The organism is Burkholderia sp. BCC1996, assembly GCF_905339955.1.
In the GTDB taxonomy this organism is placed as follows: domain Bacteria; phylum Pseudomonadota; class Gammaproteobacteria; order Burkholderiales; family Burkholderiaceae; genus Burkholderia.
Genome location: NZ_CAJPHM010000011.1, coordinates 24,111 through 43,982, shown reverse-complemented (window position 1 = coordinate 43,982; position 19,872 = coordinate 24,111). Strand labels below are relative to the sequence as shown.

At 68.9% G+C, this 19,872-nt stretch carries 16 protein-coding genes; 7 read left to right on the top strand and 9 right to left on the bottom strand.

Features of this window, described 5'->3' with window-relative positions:
- Nucleotides 1-4 precede the first annotated feature (4 nt).
- From U4Z64_RS17685 to U4Z64_RS17675, 3 genes are all read left to right on the top strand, one after another.
- Nucleotides 5-1,567, top strand: a complete 1,563-nt coding sequence (locus U4Z64_RS17685) for a diguanylate cyclase (protein ID WP_044848873.1) — start codon at nucleotides 5-7, stop codon at nucleotides 1,565-1,567.
- Nucleotides 1,568-1,673: 106 nt separating this feature from the next.
- On the top strand, nucleotides 1,674-3,053 hold the full coding sequence (locus U4Z64_RS17680) for a cache domain-containing protein (RefSeq protein WP_044848872.1): 1,380 nt from the start codon (nucleotides 1,674-1,676) through the stop codon (nucleotides 3,051-3,053).
- 31 nt (nucleotides 3,054-3,084) lie between these two features.
- Entirely contained in the window at nucleotides 3,085-3,729 is a 645-nt protein-coding gene (locus U4Z64_RS17675) for a response regulator (protein ID WP_044848871.1), read from the top strand.
- A 206-nt stretch (nucleotides 3,730-3,935) separates the two neighbouring features.
- Here the strand turns inward: U4Z64_RS17675 and U4Z64_RS17670 are convergent, their stop codons facing one another.
- The gene (locus U4Z64_RS17670; protein ID WP_124485984.1) at nucleotides 3,936-4,532 is read right to left on the bottom strand and encodes a phospholipid-binding protein MlaC; all 597 of its coding nucleotides are present in this window, start codon (nucleotides 4,530-4,532) and stop codon (nucleotides 3,936-3,938) included.
- A gap of 329 nt (nucleotides 4,533-4,861) precedes the next feature.
- Here U4Z64_RS17670 and U4Z64_RS17665 point away from each other — a divergent pair, with 329 nt between their 5' ends.
- Nucleotides 4,862-7,495 carry an MMPL family transporter gene (locus tag U4Z64_RS17665; RefSeq protein ID WP_321809960.1) on the top strand — a complete coding sequence of 878 codons (2,634 nt, stop codon included), beginning with the start codon at nucleotides 4,862-4,864 and terminating at the stop codon, nucleotides 7,493-7,495.
- Nucleotides 7,488-8,492: a VacJ family lipoprotein gene (locus tag U4Z64_RS17660; RefSeq protein ID WP_124485982.1), complete on the top strand. Its 1,005-nt coding sequence runs from the start codon at nucleotides 7,488-7,490 to the stop codon at nucleotides 8,490-8,492. Before U4Z64_RS17665 ends, U4Z64_RS17660 begins: the two co-directional genes overlap by 8 nt.
- A 112-nt stretch (nucleotides 8,493-8,604) precedes the next feature.
- Here the strand turns inward: U4Z64_RS17660 and U4Z64_RS17655 are convergent, their stop codons facing one another.
- The 5 genes from U4Z64_RS17655 to U4Z64_RS17635 all read right to left on the bottom strand — a co-directional run bounded on the left by U4Z64_RS17655 (nucleotide 8,605) and on the right by U4Z64_RS17635 (nucleotide 14,002).
- Entirely contained in the window at nucleotides 8,605-9,312 is a 708-nt protein-coding gene (locus U4Z64_RS17655; protein ID WP_082088758.1) for a phosphorylase, read from the bottom strand.
- 3 nt (nucleotides 9,313-9,315) lie between these two features.
- A complete protein-coding gene (shc, locus tag U4Z64_RS17650; protein ID WP_321809961.1) occupies nucleotides 9,316-11,289 on the bottom strand; it encodes a squalene--hopene cyclase in 1,974 nt (657 codons plus the stop codon).
- A 15-nt stretch (nucleotides 11,290-11,304) separates the two neighbouring features.
- Nucleotides 11,305-12,558 carry a hydroxysqualene dehydroxylase HpnE gene (gene hpnE / locus U4Z64_RS17645; RefSeq protein ID WP_044848865.1) on the bottom strand — a complete coding sequence of 418 codons (1,254 nt, stop codon included), beginning with the start codon at nucleotides 12,556-12,558 and terminating at the stop codon, nucleotides 11,305-11,307.
- Between the two features lie 4 nt (nucleotides 12,559-12,562).
- Nucleotides 12,563-13,411 carry a presqualene diphosphate synthase HpnD gene (hpnD, locus tag U4Z64_RS17640; RefSeq protein ID WP_044848864.1) on the bottom strand — a complete coding sequence of 283 codons (849 nt, stop codon included), beginning with the start codon at nucleotides 13,409-13,411 and terminating at the stop codon, nucleotides 12,563-12,565.
- Between the two features lie 258 nt (nucleotides 13,412-13,669).
- Nucleotides 13,670-14,002 (bottom strand): hypothetical protein, encoded by a 333-nt coding sequence (locus U4Z64_RS17635; protein WP_044848863.1) that lies wholly within the window; start codon nucleotides 14,000-14,002, stop codon nucleotides 13,670-13,672.
- Between the two features lie 219 nt (nucleotides 14,003-14,221).
- On the opposite strand from U4Z64_RS17635, the gene U4Z64_RS17630 reads away from it, so the two are divergent.
- On the top strand, nucleotides 14,222-15,106 hold the full coding sequence (locus U4Z64_RS17630) for an alpha/beta fold hydrolase (protein ID WP_321809962.1): 885 nt from the start codon (nucleotides 14,222-14,224) through the stop codon (nucleotides 15,104-15,106).
- 77 nt (nucleotides 15,107-15,183) lie between these two features.
- Here the strand turns inward: U4Z64_RS17630 and U4Z64_RS17625 are convergent, their stop codons facing one another.
- From U4Z64_RS17625 to U4Z64_RS17615, 3 genes are read right to left on the bottom strand one after another with little or no spacing between them, the layout of a single operon-like run.
- Nucleotides 15,184-16,134 carry a diguanylate cyclase gene (locus tag U4Z64_RS17625; RefSeq protein WP_321809963.1) on the bottom strand — a complete coding sequence of 317 codons (951 nt, stop codon included), beginning with the start codon at nucleotides 16,132-16,134 and terminating at the stop codon, nucleotides 15,184-15,186.
- Nucleotides 16,131-16,757 carry a chemotaxis protein CheC gene (locus tag U4Z64_RS17620; protein ID WP_044848767.1) on the bottom strand — a complete coding sequence of 209 codons (627 nt, stop codon included), beginning with the start codon at nucleotides 16,755-16,757 and terminating at the stop codon, nucleotides 16,131-16,133. The genes U4Z64_RS17625 and U4Z64_RS17620 overlap by 4 nt, the downstream gene beginning before the upstream one ends.
- Nucleotides 16,750-17,118 carry a response regulator gene (locus tag U4Z64_RS17615; protein WP_040138947.1) on the bottom strand — a complete coding sequence of 123 codons (369 nt, stop codon included), beginning with the start codon at nucleotides 17,116-17,118 and terminating at the stop codon, nucleotides 16,750-16,752. Before U4Z64_RS17615 ends, U4Z64_RS17620 begins: the two co-directional genes overlap by 8 nt.
- A 467-nt stretch (nucleotides 17,119-17,585) precedes the next feature.
- Here U4Z64_RS17615 and U4Z64_RS17610 point away from each other — a divergent pair, with 467 nt between their 5' ends.
- Nucleotides 17,586-19,829, top strand: coding sequence for a hybrid sensor histidine kinase/response regulator (locus tag U4Z64_RS17610; protein WP_321809964.1), 2,244 nt, complete (start codon nucleotides 17,586-17,588; stop codon nucleotides 19,827-19,829).
- Nucleotides 19,830-19,872 lie beyond the last annotated feature (43 nt).

The following is a 19,872-nucleotide window of genomic DNA, read 5'->3' as shown; positions in this document are numbered from 1 at the left end:
GACCATGGCAGAAACCGACTACGCAATGCCCAGCGAATCCGGCCTGACAAGCCGCGTCGCCGCCCAATTGCGCCGGTTCCTGCTGCCGCACCTGATCTTCTATTCAGGGCTGCTGATCGCACTGATCCTGTTGTTGCTGTGCGGCATCCTGCTGTACGAAGGCCGGATTGACGCACGCGATCGCGCGCGCACCACCCAGCAGAACATCGCGCTGATGGCGTCGTGGGACATCGAGCGCAACATCGAGTTCTATGCGCTGTCGCTGCAGGCGGTCGTCGAAGGCGAGAACGATCCCGCCGTCCTCGCGCTGCCGATGCCGCTGCGCCGCCAGGTGCTGTTCGATCGCGCGACGACGGCCAAGTATCTCGGCGGCATCTACGTGCTCGACTCGAACGGCGACATCGCGGTCGACGGCAAGAGCGACGTGCCGCGCAAGGCCAACTTCGGCAACGAATCGTTCTTCACGGTGCACCGCGACAACCCGGACGTCGGCCTGTACGTCAGCGACCCGTACCGCTCGCGCTTGCGCGGCGGCTCGCCGAGCATCGCGCTCAGCCGGCGGATCACGCGGCCCGACGGGTCGTTCGGCGGCGTCGCCGTGATGTCGATCCGGCTCGAATATTTCCAGGACCTGTTCTCGCGCCTCTCGCTCGGCGATCGCGGGTCGATGGCGCTGATCAATACGAAGGGCCTGATGCTCGCGCGCCAGCCTTACGATCCGGCGATCGTCGGCCGCAACATCAGCAAGGCCAGCACGTTCCGCCGGTTCATGACCGCCAACGAAGGGAGCTTCGCCGATACCGCGTCAATCGACGGCGTGCGGCGCCTGTACGTGTTCCGGCACCTCGACCACCTGCCGCTGATCATCATGGTCGCGCGCTCGGAGGCGGACACCTACGCCGCGTGGTACGACCGCGCGATCCCGATCGGCTCGGCGATGGCCTTGCTCGCGCTCGGCTTCGTCGGCCTGTCGATGCTGCTCGACATCCAGCTGCGCAAGCGTCACCGCGCGGAAACCGAGCTGGAAGCGCTCGCGCGCACCGACGGCCTCACGGGCCTCGACAACCGCCGGATGCTCGACGTCACGCTCGCGCGCGAATGGCGCCGCGCGGCGCGCTCGCAGCACGCGCTGTCGCTGCTGTTCGTCGATGTCGATCACTTCAAGCGCTACAACGACACGCAAGGCCACCAGGCCGGCGACGATGCGCTCGCCGCGGTCGGCCGCTGCATCGCCGGATGCCTGCGCCGCCCGGCCGACTATGCAGCGCGCTACGGCGGCGAGGAGTTCGTCGTGGTGCTGCCGGACGTCGACACGCCCGGCGCCGTGACGATCGCCGAATCGATCCGCACCGCCATCCTCGATCTCGGCATCCTGCACGACACGGATGCGTCGGACCGCCTGACCGCGAGCATCGGCGTGACGACCTGCTATCCGGAACTCGACGACAGCATCCAGGCCGCACTGAAGCTCGCCGACGACGCGCTGTATCGCGCGAAGGAAGGCGGGCGCAACCAGGTCGTCGTGCAAACGGCCCCGTCCGCCGAGCGCACGCTGCGGCGCGCCTGAGCCACGGCTGGCCGCCCGGCCGCCACAGCGCCGGCCGCGGGCGAAATCGCCGACAATGTCGGCTCGCCCGGCCGCCGCGCGACACGCGCGCCCGCTTCACACCACCATGAGACTCAAGGCAAAGATTTTCCTTCTGGCCATCGTGCCGTTCCTGCTCGCGATCGCCGGCATCGGCTTCGGCGTACGCCAGCAGGCGACGTCGCTCGCGCGCACGCAGCACGCGACGATCCAGGCCGCCTACCTGTCGAGCAAGGAAGTCGAGCTGAAGCATTACGTCGAACTCGCGACGAGCGCGATCATGCCGCTGTACGACGCGAGCGGCCGCAATGCGCGCGACGACGGACTGCTGCGCACGCAGGCGCTCGCGATGCTGCAGAAGATGGATTTCGGCCCCGACGGCTATTTCTTCGTATACGACCTGCACGGCAATGCGCTGATGCATCCGCGCGAGCCCGAGCGCGTCGGCCACAACTACTGGTCGATGCGCGACCCGCAGGGCGCGCTGACGATCCAGCAGCTGATCGGCGCCGCGTCGCACGGCGGCGGCTACGTGCGCTACACGTGGCAGCGGCCGTCGACGGGCAAGCCCGCGCCGAAGCTCGGCTACGTCGTCGCGCTCGAACGCTGGGGCTGGATGGTCGGCACCGGCATCTATCTCGACGACGTCGACACCGCGCTGCAGCGCATCGACGCGCGCGCGTCCGCGAACATCGAGCGCACGATGAGCTGGCTCACCGCGATCGCGCTGACCGGCGCGGCGGCGATCGCCGTCTGTGCGCTGGTGCTGAACGTCAGCGAGTCGCGCAGCGCCGACGCGAAGCTCAAGCAGCTCGCGCAGCGCGTCGTCGAATCGCAGGAGCAGGAGCGCGAGCGGCTGTCGCGCGAGCTGCATGACGGGATCAGCCAGATGATGGTGTCCGCGAAGCTGATGCTCGAATCCGCACTCGCGCGCTTCGAGCGCGGCACCGCGCGCATGCCCGAGGCCGAGCAGGCGCTCGCATCGGGCGTCGGGCGGCTCGGCGACACGCTGCGCGAAGTGCGGCGCATCTCGCACGCGCTGCGCCCGGCGATGCTCGACGATCTCGGCCTCGCCGCCGCGCTCGAGCAGCTCGTGCGCGAGCTCGGTGCGGAAAGCGGCATCGACATCGGCTATACGCAGGTCGCGCACAGCGGCGCGCGGCCGCTGCCCGCGCCGGTCAACACGGCGCTGTTCCGGATCGCGCAGGAAGCGCTCAGCAACATCGTGCATCATGCGCAGGCGTCGCGCGCGGCCGTCACGCTCGACGTCGGCGCGCATGCCGTCACGCTGACCATCGCCGACAACGGCTGCGGCTTCGACGCCGAGCGTACGCAGACCGACGCGCGCCGCGGCATCGGGCTGCGCAACATGCGCGAGCGGCTCGACGCGCTGGGCGGCATGCTGACGATCACGTCGCAGGTCGGCCACACCGTCGTGGCCGCGCGCGTGCCGCTGCGCGCCGCCTGAACACGCGCCCCATAACCGGAGACCCTTGCCCATGAGCGCCCCCGACACCGCCCGGCCCGCTGCCCGCCTTCTGCTGGTCGACGATCATCCGCTGGTGCGCGACGGCCTGCGGATGCGGCTCGAGGCGGCCGACCTGTCGGTGGTCGGCGAAGCCGGCAACGCGGACGAGGCGCTTGCGCTCGCCGCGTCGCTCGAGCCCGACCTCGCGCTGATGGACGTCGGCATGAACGGGATGAACGGCATCACGCTCGCCGGCGTGTTCCACGAGCGCTTTCCGGGGATTCGCGTGCTCATGCTGTCGATGCACGACAACATCGAATACGTGACGCAGGCCGTGCGCGCCGGCGCGAGCGGCTACCTGCTGAAGGATTCGCCCGCGAGCGAGATCGTGCGCGCGATCGGCTCGGTGCTGGCCGGGCAGACGTTCTTCAGCGAAGGGCTCGCCGCGCGGATGATCCAGGCAAGCGCGACCGCGTCGCCGCTCGACCGGTTGACGCCGCGCGAGCGCGACATCCTCGATGCGCTGGCCGAGGGGCTGTCGAGCAAGCAGATCGCGCAGCAGACGGGGCTGTCGGTCCGCACGGTGGAAACGCACCGGCTCAATCTGAAGCGCAAGCTCGAGATCGAAGGGCAGGCGGAGCTGATCAAGTTCGCGGTCGAGCATCGGCGGCGGTAGGGCGGCGACGTGCGGCGCCGCAAAAGGCACTCGCCTCGGTCACATTGATTAGCCCTACGATGCTGTTTTTTCTCGCTTCGCATGTGATTCGCCGAGTCGGCATCGCGCAGTGGAATCACCGCTCGACCGCTCGACTGACCACGAACGAAAAAGGCGCCCGGAGGCGCCTTTCACTCATCCAAAATCCTGACTGCGCGCAGCGACGCTCAATTCGTCCGCGAATTGTGCTTCTGCAGATACGCGATCAGGCCGTCGATCCCGCCCGACGCGAGCTGGCTCTTGAACTGCCCCTGGTAGACCTGGATCAGCCACGCACCCGACATGTCGATGTCGTAGATCTTCCAGTCGCTGCCGACCTTGCCGAGCCGGTAGCCGACCGACTGGCTGTCGCCCGGCGTCGTGACCGTCGACTGCACCAGCGCATCGGCACCCGACGCGCCGCCGGCCTTGAACGAGAACTTCGCGTCCTGGCTGCCGAGCTGCGCGAGCGACGCGGCATAGGTACGCGTCATCAGCAGCTTGAACTGCTTGTACAGCTCCTGCTGCTGTTGCGGCGTCGCCTGCTTCCAGGCATCGCCGACCGCGATGCGGGTCGTGCGCTCGAAGTTCGTCGCGGGCAGGAAGCGCTGCTCGACGACTTGCGTGACTTTTGCCATGTCGCCGCCGCGCGCACCCGGATCGGCCTTCATCGCGTTGACGGTGCCTTCGACCGCATTACGGACGATGTCGACCGGCGCGCTCTGCGCGAAAGCGGAAACCGACACGGCGGCCGCCGCGACGAAAGCAAACAGATGACGTTTCATACGGATATTCGCACTCGGTGAAAAAAACGGACGGCGGATTGCATCGATCGCATCGGCCGGTGGGTCGAAGTATAGCGGCCCGGCGGCCCGCCTGCCGCGCGGTGACCGACTGTTACCTTTCAGCCCCTTTTGTCACAGGGTGCCGGCCGCTGCGCGATCGGCGCCGATTATGTCAATTTCTGCCGCCCATTCGTCCGACGATTCGCGGCGATTCCCTCCCGGCGCAGCAAATATCCTTCCCGCCCCTTTACGCTCCAACGTGGCGACCGACGTCACGTGGCGCCGGTATACTCTTTGCCTTGTCCTTGCCAGCCCCTCCCCACCGCCACATGGTGACTTCTCTCATCGTCCGACTCGTCGCATTGTCGGTACGCCGCCCCGTCTGGGTCGTCGTGCTGTCGCTCGTCATCGCCGTCTTCAGCGGCGTCTACGTCGCGCAGCACTTCAAGATCAACACGGACATCAGCAAGCTCGTCGACGCGGAACCGCAGTGGGCCGCGCTCGGCCAGGCCGTCGACAAGGCCTTCCCGCAACGCAACGGCACGATCCTCGCGGTGGTCGAGGCACCGGCCCCCGAATTCGCGACGGCCGCCGCGCACACGCTCACCGAAGCCCTGCGCAAGCAGGCCGACGCCGGCCGCATCGGCCAGGTCGCCGAACCCGGCGGCGGCCCGTTCTTCGAGCACAACGGGCTGCTGTTCCTGTCGCCGCAGGAAGTGTCGGATACGACGTCGCAGCTCGCGAGCGCGCGGCCGCTCGTCAACGAACTCGCGAAGAACCCGAGCCTGACCGGGCTCGCGACCACGCTGTCCACCACGCTCGGCCAGCCGCTCCTGACCGGCCAGGTGAAGCTGCCCGCGATGGCGAAGCTGCTCGCGCGCAGCGCCGCGACGGTCGACGACGTGCTGGCCGGCAGGCCCGCCGCGTTCTCGTGGCGCGGGCTGGTCGACAGCGATGCCGCACGCCAGCCGGCACGCGCGTTCGTCACGGTGCAGCCGGTCGTCGACTATGGCGCGCTGAAGGCCGGTGCCGAAACGACCCGGGTGATCCGCGACACGGCGAAAGCGCTCGGCCTCGAGCAACGCTACGGCGCGGTCGTGCGCCTGACCGGCGAACAGCCGCTCGCCGACGACGAATTCGCGTCGGTGCAAGACGGCGCCGCGCTCAACGGCGTGCTCACGCTGCTCGCGGTGCTCGTGATCCTGTGGCTCGCGCTGCGCTCGAAGCGGATGATCGGCTCGGTGCTCGTCACGCTGTTCGTCGGGCTCGTCGTGACGGCCGCGCTCGGCCTCGCGATGGTCGGTTCGCTGAACATGATCTCGGTCGCGTTCATGGTGCTGTTCGTCGGCCTCGGCGTCGACTTCTCGATCCAGTACGGCGTGAAGTACCGCGAGGAACGCTTCCGCGATCCGCGCATCGATCACGCGCTGATCGGCGCCGCGCACTCGATGGGCATGCCGCTCGCGCTCGCCACCGCGGCGGTTGCGGCGAGCTTCTTCTCGTTCATTCCCACGGCCTATCGCGGCGTGTCCGAGCTCGGCCTGATCGCGGGCGTCGGGATGTTCGTCGCGCTGCTGACCACGCTCACGCTGCTGCCCGCGCTGCTGCGCCTGTTCGCGCCGCCGGGCGAATCGAAGACGCCGGGCTTTCCGTGGCTCGCCCCCGTCGACGACTTCCTCGATCGCCATCGCAAGCCGATCCTGATCGGCACGCTCGCGGTCGTGATCGGCGCGCTGCCGCTGCTCGCGTTCCTGCACTTCGATTTCAACCCGCTGCACCTGAAGGATCCGAACAGCGAATCGATGGCGACGCTGCTCGCGCTGAAGGATTCGCCCGAAGCGGCCGTCAACGACGTCACGCTGCTCGCGCCGTCGCTCGCCGAGGCCGACGCGGCCGCGAAGCGCCTCGACGCGCTGCCGGAAGTCGGCCGCACGACGACGCTCACGACCTTCGTGCCGGCCGACCAGCCGGCCAAGCGCGCGGCGATCGCCGCGGCCGCGAGCGAGCTGCTGCCCGCGCTGACGCAGCCGGCCGCGCCGGCCGCGACCGATGCGCAGCGCGTCGCCGCGCTCAAGCGCGTGTCCGATTTGCTGAGCTACGCGGCGGAAGATCACCCGGGCCCGGGTGCCGCCGCCGCGCAGCATCTGTCGGCGTCGCTCGCGAAGCTGGCCGCCGCCGACAGCGCGGCGCGCGATCGAGCCGAACGCGCGTTCTCCGACACGCTGCGCATCGCGCTCAACCAGCTCGCGACGCTGCTGCAGCCGCAGGACATCACGCGCGAATCGCTGCCGCCGCAGATCGTGCGCGACTGGGTCGCGCCGGACGGCCACGCGCTCGTGCAGATTTCGCCGAAGGTGCCGAAGGGCGTCGACCCGAACGACGACACGATGCTGCGCCGCTTCGCGAAGACGGTGAAGGCGGCGGAACCCGGCGCGACCGGCGGGCCGATCTCGATCCTGCATTCGGCCGACACGATCATCAACGCGTTCCTGCACGCGGCGCTGTGGTCGATCCTGTCGATCACGATCCTGCTGTGGATCACGCTGCGCCGCTTCGGCGACGTGCTGCGCACGCTGGTGCCGCTGCTCGTGTCGGGGCTCGTCACGCTCGAGATGTGCGTCGTGCTCGGCATGTCGCTGAACTTCGCGAACATCATCGCGCTGCCGCTGATGCTCGGCGTCGGCGTCGCGTTCAAGGTGTACTTCGTGATGGCGTGGCGCGCGGGCCAGACGGGCCTGCTGCATTCGAGCCTCACGCACGCGGTGCTGTTCAGCGCCGCGACGACCGCAACCGCCTTCGGCAGCCTGTGGCTGTCGCATCATCCGGGCACGTCGAGCATGGGCAAGCTGCTCGCGCTGGCGTTGACCTGCACCCTGATCGGCGCCGTGGTGTTTCAGCCCGTCCTGATGGGCAAACCGCGCGTCAAACGCGCCAAGAACCAATTGCAAGGAAACAATGAATAAGGTGCGAATCATTGCGGCGACCGTCGCTGCCAGCGCAGTGCTGAGCGGCTGTGCGACGGGCCCGAACCGCAACCCCAACGACCCGCTCGAGCCGATGAACCGGGCGATGTACAAGTTCAACGACACGGTCGACACGAACATCGCCGTGCCGATCGCGAAGGGTTACCAGAAGATCACGCCGACGCCCGTGCGTACCGCGATCAGCAACTTCTTCTCGAACCTCGGCGATCTCGGCAACATGGCGAACAACCTGTTGCAGCTGCGCATCACCGATGCGACGCAGGACCTGATGCGCGTGGCGATGAACTCGGTGTTCGGCGTCGCCGGCCTGATCGACATCGCGACGCCGGCCGGGCTGCCGAAGCACCACCAGGATTTCGGGCTGACGATGGCGCGCTGGGGCATGCCGTCCGGCCCGTACCTCGTGCTGCCCGTGTTCGGGCCGAGCACGATCCGCGACGGCGTCGGCCGCGCGGTGGACGTCCGCTTCAACCTGCTCAACTACATCGAGCCGGCCGTGCGCAATCCGATGTACATCGCGCAATTCATCAGCGCGCGCTCGGATCTGCTCGGTGCGACCGATCTGCTGAAGCAGGCGGCACTCGATCCGTACTCGTTCGTCCGCGATGCGTATCTGCAGCAGCGCAAGTCGCTGACGTATCACGGCCAGTCGGCGTCGGCCGCGCCGCCGAACTACACGGAGCCGGGTGAAGCGGGGGCGGTGCCGGCGGCCACGCCGGCCGTGCCGGGCTTGCCGAACTACGAGGATCCGGGCGAGTCGGGCGGCGCGCCGAACAACGCGCCGGCGGCGCCGGGCTTGCCGCAGTACGACGATCCGGGTGCGGACGGCGCGATGCCCGCGAGCGCGCCTGCCGCGGCCTCGGCCGCTGCGCCCGTGGCGGCGCCGAGCGGGGCGACGACGGCGCCGGCCTCCAACGGCGCGCCGATCGCGCCAGCGATGCCGACCCTGCCCGCGAGCGCACCGGCCGCGCAGTAACGCGGCACGGAACCCGCTGACAAGCCGAAGCGCGCTGCATCACGCAGCGCGCTTTTTTTGTGCGTCCGGAAAACGGGAACGGAAGGGGGAGAGGAGAAGCGGCGAACGCCGCTCAGACGATCCGCATCGCGCCCGCACGCTCGAATGCGTGCCGCGCCTGGATCAGCGTCGTGCGTGCCGCGCGCGCGTCGCCCGCGACCTGCAGCAGCGGGCCGAGCTGCGACGGCTGCTTCAGCAGTTCGCGCAGGATCGGCAGGATGGCCGTGCTGCCGTCGTCGCGCAGGCCGGCCGTCGCCGCGCGCGGCAGCGTGCGCCACGCCGGGTCGACGATCGCGCGGCACACCGCGAACGGTACGCCGCGCGACGCCGCGAAGGCCGCGGCGATATGCGATTCCATGTCGACGGCGAGCGCGCCCTTCGCGCGATGCAGCGACGTCTTTTCCTGTTCGCTGACCACCGGCGCGCCGACCGCCGCCATCGTGCCGCGCGTGACGCGCGCCCATACCGGCGTGTCGTGCAGCGCGGCGACGAGCCGCGCGCTCCAGCCCGGATCGGTCTGCACGCGGCCGAACGGCCCGTCGATCGCGTCCGCGATCACGAGCGCGCCGGGTGCGAGATCGGGCGCGAGCCCGCCTGCCGTGCCGAAGCTCACGATGCCCGCGCAACCGCGCGCGGTCGCCTCGGCCAGCGCGCGCTCGAGGCGGTCGGCCCGCGCGGCGAACACGGCCTCGACGCCCTGACCGCGCGCGATGCGCGCCTCGAACGCCATCCCCGTGACGGCGATGACGGGCAACGTGCCGTTGTGCTGCGTCGGCGCCACGCGTTACATCCCGACCGTCACGCGCGTCGCGTTGGCGCGCTTCAGGTTGCGATAGCGCGCGAGCGCCCACAGCGGGAAGAACTTGCGATAGCCGTGATAGCGCAGATAGAACACGCGCGGGAAGCCGGTTGCCGTGAAGCGCGTTTCGTCCCACAGGCCTTCTTCGTTCTGCTGAGCGATCAGGTAGTCGACGCCGCGTGCAACGGCCGGGTTGTTCACCTCGCCGGCCGCCATCAGGCCGAGCAGCGCCCAGGCCGTCTGCGACGCGGTGCTCGGCGCCTGCTCGAAACCGCGGTAATTCAGCTTGTAGCTGTCGCCGTCCTCGCCCCAGCCGCCGTCCTTGTTCTGGATCGACAGCAGCCACTGCGCGCCGCGCTTCATGCGCGGATCGTCCGGCGTCAGGCCGGCCGCGTTCAGCGAGCACAGGGCCGTCCACGTGCCGTACACGTAGTTCATCCCCCAGCGGCCGTACCAGCTGCCGTCCGGCTCCTGCTCCTTCAGCATGTAGTCGAGCGCGCGACGGGCCGGCTCGCTGTTCAGCGGCGTCTCGCCGAGCTGCGACAGCATCGACAGGCAGCGGCCCGACACGTCGGCGGTCGGCGGATCGAGCAGCGCGCCGTGATCGGAGAACGGAATGTTGTTCAGGTAGTACTGCGTGTTTTCCGGTTCGAACGCGCCCCAGCCGCCATCGCTGCTCTGCATGCCGACGACCCATTCGCGCGCGCGCGCCATCGAGTCGCGATACGTGTCCGTCTGCCTGAGCTTCTGCGCGCGGTCCATCGCCATCACGACCACGGCCGTGTCGTCGACGTCAGGGTAGTGCGCGTTCGCGTACTGGAACGCCCAGCCGCCGGGACGCACGTGCGGGCGGCGCGAGATCCAGTCGCCGCGCACGTCGAGGATCTGCAGCGGGCGCAGCCAGTCGAGGCCGCGCAGCACGGCTTCCTCGGCACGCGCGTCACCGGTCTCGAGCAGCGCATGCGCGGCGAGCGACGTGTCCCACACCGGCGACAGGCACGGCTGGCAATACGCTTCGTCCTCGTGCACGACGAGCAGCTTCTCGAGCGCCTTGCGCGCGATCGCGCGGTTCGGATGATCTTCCGCATAGCCGAGCACGTCGTACATCATCACCGCGTTGGCCATCGCCGGATAGATCGCGCCGAGGCCGTCCTCGCCGTTCAGGCGCTCGTCGACGAACGACACGGCCTGGCGGATCGCGCGTTCGCGCGTGTAGTTCGGGAACAGGCCGTCGACGGCGCGCAGCGCATGATCGACCACGCGGAAGAACGCGAACCAGCCGGGGCTCTGGTGGCCCTGGCGCGGCAGCAGGCCGGCGTTGACGGGCGGGTCGATGAACAGCTCGTCGATGCGCACGCCGCGCGGATTCTTCGCGAGCGGACGCTTCGCGTTCAGCACCAGCAGCGGCACGATCACGGTCCGCGCCCAGTACGACACCTTCGACAGGTGGAACGGGAACCACTGCGGCAGCAGCATGATCTCGACCGGCATCATCGGCACCGCGCGCCACGGAATCGCACCGTACAGCGCGAGCTGGATGCGCGTGAACACGTTCGACATCTCGGCGCCGCCCATCGCGTGGATCGCACGGCGCGCACGCTGCATGTGCTCGGCGTTCTCGTCGTCGCCGATCACCTTCAGCGCGAAATACGCCTTCACGCTCGCGCTGATGTTCGGCGCGCCGTCGGTGAACAGCGGCCAGCCGCCGTCGGCCTGCTGGATACGGCGTAGATAGCGGCCGATCTTCCGTTCGAGTTCGAGGTTCGGCGTCTCGCCGAGATAGTGGACGAGCAGCACGTATTCGGCGGGAATCGTCGAATCGGCCTCGAGTTCGTAGACCCAGTGTCCGTCTGCTTGCTGCGCGGCCAGCAGCGCGTCGGTCGCGCCGGCGACGGCCGCGTCGAGCCCGGCCGGCACGGTGCCGGCGGACAGGGTGGCCATTTCGGTGAGATCGTTCATCGGTCCCTCTGTTGCTTACTGTGTCTGGAGCACGTCCGCGGCCAGCTGGCCGGAACGGATCGCGCCCTCGATCGTGGCGGGCAAGCCGGTGGCAATCCAGTCGCCCGCCAGCACGAGATTGGTCCAGCGCGTACGCACGGCCGGACGTTTCATTTCCTGCGACGGCACCGCCGCAAACCCCGCGCGCGGCTCGACCACGAGCTGCCACGCGGGCATGGTTTCCGGGTTCGCGCCGGTCACGCGCGCGACGTCTTCCCAGATGCGCCGCGCGAGCGCATCGCGCGGCATGTCGAGCCAGCGGCCCGCGTCGCGGATGGTCGCCGCGAGCGGACCGCCGCCGGTGCGCACCGCGTCGACGACGCCGTTGACGACGGTCGTCTGCAGCGGGCCGTCGGCCGGTGTATCGACCGCGAAATACGCGGTCACGACCGCACTGAACGTGTCGGGCGCGGTGAGATCCGGGACGAGCGGCTGCGCGACCTCGGGCGGCACGGCCAGCACGACCGCGTCGCCCGGTGCGAGATCGACGCGCTCGCCGCCGATCGCGACCGCATCGACCGCGTTGCCGTGCGCGCCGAATTCGAACGCATCGAGCCGCGAATTCAGCCGGATCTGCGCGCCGCCGTGCTGCAGCATCCGCAGCGCCGGTTCGACGAATGCGCTGCCGAGCCCGTGGCGCGCGACGAGCGGGCGCCATCCGGGGCCGCCCGCGGCAAACGTGCCGCACAGCGCCGCGCGCGCGAGTTCGGCGCTCGCGTGGCGCGGCTCGACGTTCAGAACCCCGAGGAAATACGGCCGCAGCCAACGGTCCCACAGCACGCCGTCGCAGCGCATCGTCTGTGCGAGTGAGCGGCCGGTGCGCGCGAACGCGAGCGAGGCCAGCGCAAGATAATCGAGCGGCGTGGTGCCCGGCGCGCGCGATGCGGCGTCGAACAGCCACGACGGCCAGCGCCCGTTGCCGAAACGCAGCGTCCAGCGCTGCTGCGACGCGACGTCGACCACCGGACATTCAGGCAGCGCGGGCCCCGTGAGCCGATCGGCCGCGCCGATCGCGCGCAGGTAGCGCTGGGTCGCGGATTGCCCCGCGAAAACCTGATGCAGCCCGCTGTCCAGCGTCGTGTTCAGCACGCCGTCGAACCACGAGCGGCAGCGGCCGCCCGCGTGCGCATGCGCGTCGTGCAGCACGATGCGCCGCCCGCGGCGTTGCAGCTCGACGGCGGCCGACAGGCCCGCGAGTCCTGCACCGATCACGTGGACGGTTCTGGGCATCGGCTCAGAACAGCGCGTAGCGCGCGGCGATCATCAGCATGCGCGCCTTCGGCTTGCGCAGCGGCGCGCGCGGGGCGGCGAAGCCGCGCGCGATCGCGGCTTCCAGGATGCAGCGATACGCGCCCGACATGATGCGCGGCGCCTTCACCTGCGCACGCGTGCACGTATCCATCACGGCGTCCGCTTCGCGGAAGTGCTCGAGCGCGCGCTCGACGAGCGTCGCGCACACGCGCGGCAGCGCCGGGTCGCGCACGATCGTCGCCGGATCGGTGATCGCGATGCCTTCGCGTGCGAGCAGCTCGCGCGGCAGGTAGCAGCGGTTGATCGCCGCGTCGTCGTCGATGTCGCGCAGGATGTTCGTCAGCTGCAGCGCGCGGCCGAGGTGGTGCGACAGCTTGATGCCTGCCGCCTCCGGGATCCCGAAAATCCTCACCGACAGCCGGCCGGCCGCGCTCGCCACGCGATCGCAGAACAGGTCGAGCGTCGGTTCGTCCGGCGCGCAGATGTCCTCGGCAGCGTCCATCGCCATCCCGTCGATCATCGCGTGGAAGTCCTCGCGCTTCAGGTCGAACGCGCGGATCTCGCGCTCGAGCGCGACCAGATGGCGCGGCGGCTGGCCGGCGAAGCACGCGTCGATGTCCGCGCGCCAGCGATCGAGGCCCGCGTTGCGCTCGGCGCGCGGCAGGTCGCTGTCGGCGATGTCGTCGACCGCACGGCAGAATGCGTAGACCTGGAACATCGCATCGCGCTGCACCGCCGGCAGGATGCGCATCGCCAGATAGAAAGAACTGCCCGATGTGACGGCAGCGGCGTCGGTTTCTTGTTCGTCCACGACGAGATTGGAAACGGCCAAGACGAGCTCCACGGAGACACCCACGCGGGGCGATTGAAGAAGCCATGCCCGGCTGGGTTGGTCAGGGCGTCAAATGCGTGCGAGATATGCGAACGATCGACGCAGACAGGCACAAATTACCGGCCGGAAGCCGGAATTGGGCGAAAGTATAGCAATCTTTGACGTTCGATGGCGGACACGCGCCGCGCCCGGCGGGCCGCGCGGGGCCTGGCGGGCCGGCATGGCCGGCCGCGGCGGGGAGCGGCACCGCGCCGCTCGTCAGCCGTAGACGATGTCGCGCTGCAGGTCGAGCGCGATGAGCCCCATTTCGCGGGTCAGCTGCAGCATCGAGCGGCGTTCGAGCCGCGAGCCCATGAAGCTCGTCACGCGCCCGTCGGGCTCCGCCGTGAACTGGAACGACGGGCCGCCGGTGCCGAACCACGCGCCCGGCACGTCGGGCGATTCCTGCCAGTCGATCTGCTCGAACACACGCGCGATCCCCGCGCGCACCATGTCGCTCGGGCCGATCGGCGGCGCGGTCTCGCCCAGGTCGTCGAGGGAATAGGGGCCGGGTTTGTCCGGCCGCCGGTAGAAGAGGTAATCGACGTTCATGGGGCGCAATCGGGAGCAAAGCGTCAAATTAGCGCGCTTCGGCGCAAATTCAAATCAGATCGAGACGAAATGTGGCCTGTACGAGACAAAAGCGCCGCATCCCGACAGCCGGTGCGAGCCCGTGCACGCTCGGGCCGTGCGTTCATGCCGGGGCGCGCAGCTTCGTCCACGCGGCTTCGTCTAAGATGAACATCTTTCTCGAAAAAACACACGGACACCATGGAGACGAACGTAACCGCCACCGCGCCATCCGACCATCCCGTTTTCGTGCTGGTGCACGGCGCGTGGCACGGTGCGTGGTGCTACGCGCACGTCGCGGCCGCGCTGGCCGCGCGCGGCTACCTGTCGATCGCGCGCGACCTGCCTGCGCACGGCATCAACGCCCGCTTTCCCGCATCCTATCTCGAACGGCCGCTCGACAAGGACGCCTTCGGCGCCGAGCCGTCGCCGGTCGCGAACACCACGCTCGACGATTACGCGACGCAGGTGATGCAGGCCGTCGACGACGCGTACGCGCTCGGCCGCGGCAAGGTCGTGCTCGTCGGGCACAGCATGGGCGGCCTCGCGATCACCGCCGCGGCGGAGCGTGCGCCGGAGAAGATCGCGAAGATCGTCTATCTCGCGGCGTTCATGCCCGCGTCGGGCGTGCCGGGCCTCGACTACGTGCGCGCGCCCGAGAACAAGGGCGAAATGCTGGGCCCGCTGATGCTCGCGAGCCCGCGCGTCGCGGGCGCGCTGCGGATCGATGCGCACAGCGGCGATGCCGCGTATCGCGCGCTCGTGAAGCGCGCACTGTATGACGACGTGCCGCAGGCCGACTTCGAGGCGGTGGTGAACCTGATGACCTGCGACGTGCCGGCCGCGCCGTTCGCGACCGCGATCCCGACGACCGCCGCGCGCTGGGGCGCGATCGATCGTCATTACATCAAGTGCCTGGCCGATCGCGTGATCCTGCCCGCGCTGCAGCAGCGCTTCATCGACGAAGCCGACGCGTTCGTGCCCGGCAATCCGACGCACGTGCACCAGCTCGACAGCAGCCATTCGCCGTTCGTGTCGCAGCCGGCCGTGCTGGCCGGCGTGCTGGCGGATATCGCGAAAAGCTGACGGGGGCGCGGCACGCGCGGTGTGCGGTGTGCGGTGTGCGGTACGCCGCACGTAACCGCGCTGCGGCCGCGCCGCGCTTACGCGTACGCGATCGACCGGTCGCGCCCGAGCCGCTTCGCGCGATAGAGCGCGGTGTCGGCCTCGTTCACGAGCACGTCGCACGCCAGCGCGCCGGCCGTCGCGCACGCGCCGCCGACGCTCGCCGTCACCGGCACGCTGACGCCTTCCGCGTCGACCGGCGTGCTGCCGATCGCGTGGCGCACCTTGTCCGCTACCCGCATCGCTTCGTCGAGATTCGTGCACGGCAGCAGCAGCGCGAATTCCTCGCCGCCGAAGCGGCCGAACGTATCCTGCGCGCGCACGATCGACGCGACGCGGCGCGCCGTCTCGCGCAATACCGCATCGCCGGCCGCATGCCCGAACCGGTCGTTGATCGTCTTGAAGTGGTCGAGGTCGAACAGCAGCACCGACAGGTCGCCGCCGTAGCGTTGCCAGCGCGCGAACTCGTCACTGAGCCGCGCCTCGAAGAAGCGCCGGTTCGCGATGCCGGTGAGGCCGTCGAGATTCGCATGCTCGCGCAGTTTCGCGACCGCCTCCTCGCGCTCGCGCTGCATCACGCTCACGTGCGTGACGTCCGAGATCGTCACGCACACGGCCTCGACTTCCCGGCCGCGCGTGAGCGGCATGAATGTGCAATCCTGCTGCATGTAGTCGACGCCGCCCGTGATCGGCCGGTCGTGCTCGAAGCGAAACAGGTAGGGCCGCTGCTCCCAGGAGCTGAACGCGAAGCTGCCGAGCTGGAACACGCTCTCGAGCTTGCGCTCGAGCCACGCGCGCGGCAGCGCCGGAAAGCAGTCGAACAGGTTGCGACCGATCACGTGGGCGGCCGGGATGCCGCTGTGGTCCTGCATGAAGCGATTCCACATCAGCACGGTCATCGCGCGGTCGAGCACGAACAGGCCGAAGCCCACCCGTTCGATCACGAGGTCGCTCAGCGACGCGGCAGTGGCGGCGGGGGTCGCGTTCATAGCGCGGACAGCAACGCGTCGAGCGCGTCGCCCATCAGCCGGATCGAGTCCTCGGCCATCAGCATCACGAAATGTGCGCGGAACGCGTGATCCTCGAGACCGAAGTTCACTTCGAGCAGCAGCGCGACGCTCCAGGCGAGCGCGGTCGGCTGGAACACGTCGTCGAACGACACGTTCGCGCCGAGCAGCCCCGGCGGGAAAAACACGGGCTTGCGGCCGAGCTCGTCGAGGATCGACGCGACGCATGCGCTCATCAGCACGTTCGAGACATCGAACACGAGTTCGTCCTGCGTGGCCATGCCCGCATACACGCCGTCGCCGAACGTGCGCTCCATCAGCGACATGAGCCGCGCGACGCCCGCGCTGCGGCACAGCACGATCGCCTCGCCCTTGATGTCGGAACGGAATCCCTGGCGCACGGCCGTCACGTTCTCGTGGATGCCCGTCATCTCGCGCAGCGCGTCGCCCGCATCGGCGGCCTTCACGACGCGCACGCGCGGTACCGACAGCTCGATGAAGTGCCCGAGCAGCAGCGCGAGCCGTGCGGCGGCACGGCCCATCGCGAGGTTGGCGATTTCCTGCAACGCGTCGCGTTGCTCCGCCGTGAACACCGATTCAGGCATACAACCCATACTCCTTGAGAATGGGCAGCAACGCCTCCGACGTCACGGGCTTGGCAACGAATGCGATCGCGCCCAACTCGCGCACGCGTGCTTGCGCCTGCGGCTGGATATCGGCGGATACCACGATCACGAACGTGTTCAGATCTTCGTGGCGCAGTGTCTCGAGCACCTGATAGCCGTTCATGTCGGGCATCGTCAGGTCCAGAAACATCACGGAAGCCTTGCCGTCACGATAGAGCGCCAGGGCCTCACGACCATTCGCCGCATACGCGACGTCGACGTCCCAGTCCCCCGGGAGTGCCTTTGTCAGAAGTTTGCGAGCGAGCAAGGAGTCGTCGGCGATCACGATCGGCAAAGGCATGGCGGCGAAGCGGTATACGGAATGGTCTCTCTCGCGTTAACGACCGCGCGGCGCGCTTCTTTAGGCGCCATGCGATCAAGCGCGGCCACCGCCGTGCGGCCGCGCGCGGGCGCCGCGGCGCCAGGCACGCGACACACCGCGCCGCAAACGCCGGCGGGCGCATATATCTGTCATGGGGAAAGCAAGGCGCGATTCTCTGAGTAAACCGAAGGCGGTGCAACTCGCCATTTTCACCATTTCGAACAAAATCGCTTCATTCGCCCTGCATTCTGAAAACAGCCGCGACCATTTTCGAGATAAGCACGCAAAATTTTTCTTTGTGTACGTTTGCGCTGCCGGATTCATAGCGTTTTCAAACTTTCACCGTGCCCCTGTCGGAATCACCAGGTTGCACATCGGTGCGGCGGTACGGCGCACGTGCGCAACTCGTTTATGATGGAACACCTCCGCTTCACCCGCTTTCTTCGATGACGTCCGAACGTCCCGCCGACTCCCGCACGCACACCGCACCGCCCGCCGACGACTGGCAGGACGACGGCAACTATGCGTCCGGCGCGCCCGAGCACGATTTCGCGGTCCGGCGCGTGACGCTGATCGTGCTGCTGGTCGCGGCGATCGTGCTGCCGTGCATCTACGTGTCGGTCATGGCGTACAACGACCTGAAGGCCCGCGAAGCCGCGGCGAGCGACGTGACGATGCGCACCGTGCGCGTCGCCGAGGAACATGCGCTCAAGGTGTTCGACCTGAGCGAGACGCTCGATGCGCGCATCGTCGACCTCGTGCAGGACATGGACGACGCCACCGTGCGCCGCCACGAATCCGACATCCACGAAGCGCTGAATACGATCGGCGGCGGCTATCCGCAGGTGGCCGCGGTGTCGATCTTCGGTGCGAGCGGGATGCTGCTCGCCAACAGCCTCTACTATCCGGCGCCCTATGCGTCGATCGCGAACCGCGACGACTTCGCCGGCATCCGCGACGGCCGGGTGATCGAACACATCTCGAAGCTGATGATGGGGCCGCTCAAGCTCGAGAACATCCCCGTGTTCAACACGGGCGTCGCGCGACGCCATAGCGACGGTTCGTTCGCCGGCATGGTGTCGATCGCGCTGAAGTCGTCGTATTTCAACGCGTTCTACCGCGACCTGCTCGGCGGCGCGGCCACCCCGATGACGATGGCGCTCGCGCGTTCCGACGGCGCGGTGATCGCGTCGTATCCGCCGCCGCCGTCGCTCGCGCACACCGATCTCACGGCCACCTTCGGCAACGCGCAAAGCGATCCGCGCGCGGGCGTCGTGCGGGTGCGCCACGACGGCGCCAGCAGCGAGATCGTCGCGTACCGCCAGGTCGGCAGCTACCCCGTGTACGTGACCTGCGCGTACCGCACGTCGGCGATCTGGCGTGAATGGTACGAACACCTGAGCGTGCTGTTCATCTCGATGTTCGCGCCGTCGATCGCGCTGTGGTCGGTGATCTGGCTGTCGCTGAAGCGGCTGAAGGCGGAAGAGGAGGCCTGGGACCGCTGGCAGGCCGAAGCGTCGATGCGACGCTCGATCGAATCCGCGTACCGGCAGTCGCGCAAGATGCAGGCGCTCGGCAACCTGGTCGGCAGCGTCGCGCACGACTTCAACAACCTGCTGATGATCATCTCCAGCAACGTGCAGATCGCGCGGCGACGCGGCGTCCAGCATCTCGACAAGGAACTCGGCGCGATCGAACGCGCGCTGAAGAACGGCCAGTCGCTCACGCGCCAGCTGCTCGGCGTCGCGCGCAAGCAGCCGCTGCACAGCGAGACGATCGACGTCGGTCAATGGCTCGGCACGTGCCGCGAACTGCTGAAGACGTCGCTCGGTTCGAAATCGCTGCTGGTCATCGCGATCGAGCCCGGCGTATGGCCGATCCGGGTCGATGTCGCGGAGCTCGAGCTCGCGGTGATCAATCTCGCCGTCAACGCGCGCGATGCGATGACGGTCGGCGGCCGCTTCACGGTCGGCGCGCGCAACGTGACGCTGCGCCGCGAGGACGGCTTTCCGCTGACCGGCGACTTCGTGCAGATCTCGCTCGACGATACGGGCTCGGGCATGCCGCCCGACGTGCTCGCGCGCGCGTTCGAGCCGCTCTTCACGACGAAGGCGCAGGGGATGGGAACGGGGCTCGGGCTGCCGCAGGTGTTCGCGTTCTGCGAGCGCTCGGGCGGACTCGCGACGATCGACAGCGCGGTCGGCGCCGGGACGTCGGTGCGCCTGTACCTGCCGCGCGCACGCGTCGAGGACATCGTCGCGCGACCGCAGGCCACCGTGCACGACGCGGGCGGGCTTGCCGGCCTGCACGTGCTGCTGGTCGAGGACAACAGCGAAGTCGCGGCCGGCACCGAGGCGCTGCTCACGCTGCTCGGGCACCGCGTCACCTATGCGCCCACCGCCGACGACGCACTGCGCCTGATCGAAGGCGCGGCCGCGAACGACGCATTCGACCTGGTGATCTCGGATATCCACATGCCGGGTCGCCTGAACGGCATCGATCTCGCCGAAGCGATCGACAAGCGGCCGGGGAAGCTGCCCGTGATCCTCGTCACGGGTTACGCGGAGGAACTCGACCGCACGCGTACCGTCGACGTGCGCGTGCTGTCGAAGCCGTTCGACATCGCGCTGCTCGACGAGATCCTGCTCGGCATCCGGGAAGCGCGCGACGCACGGCACGCCGGCGCCTGACCCGCGGCATGCGGGCCGGTGCCGGCGGCGGCAAGGAGACGGC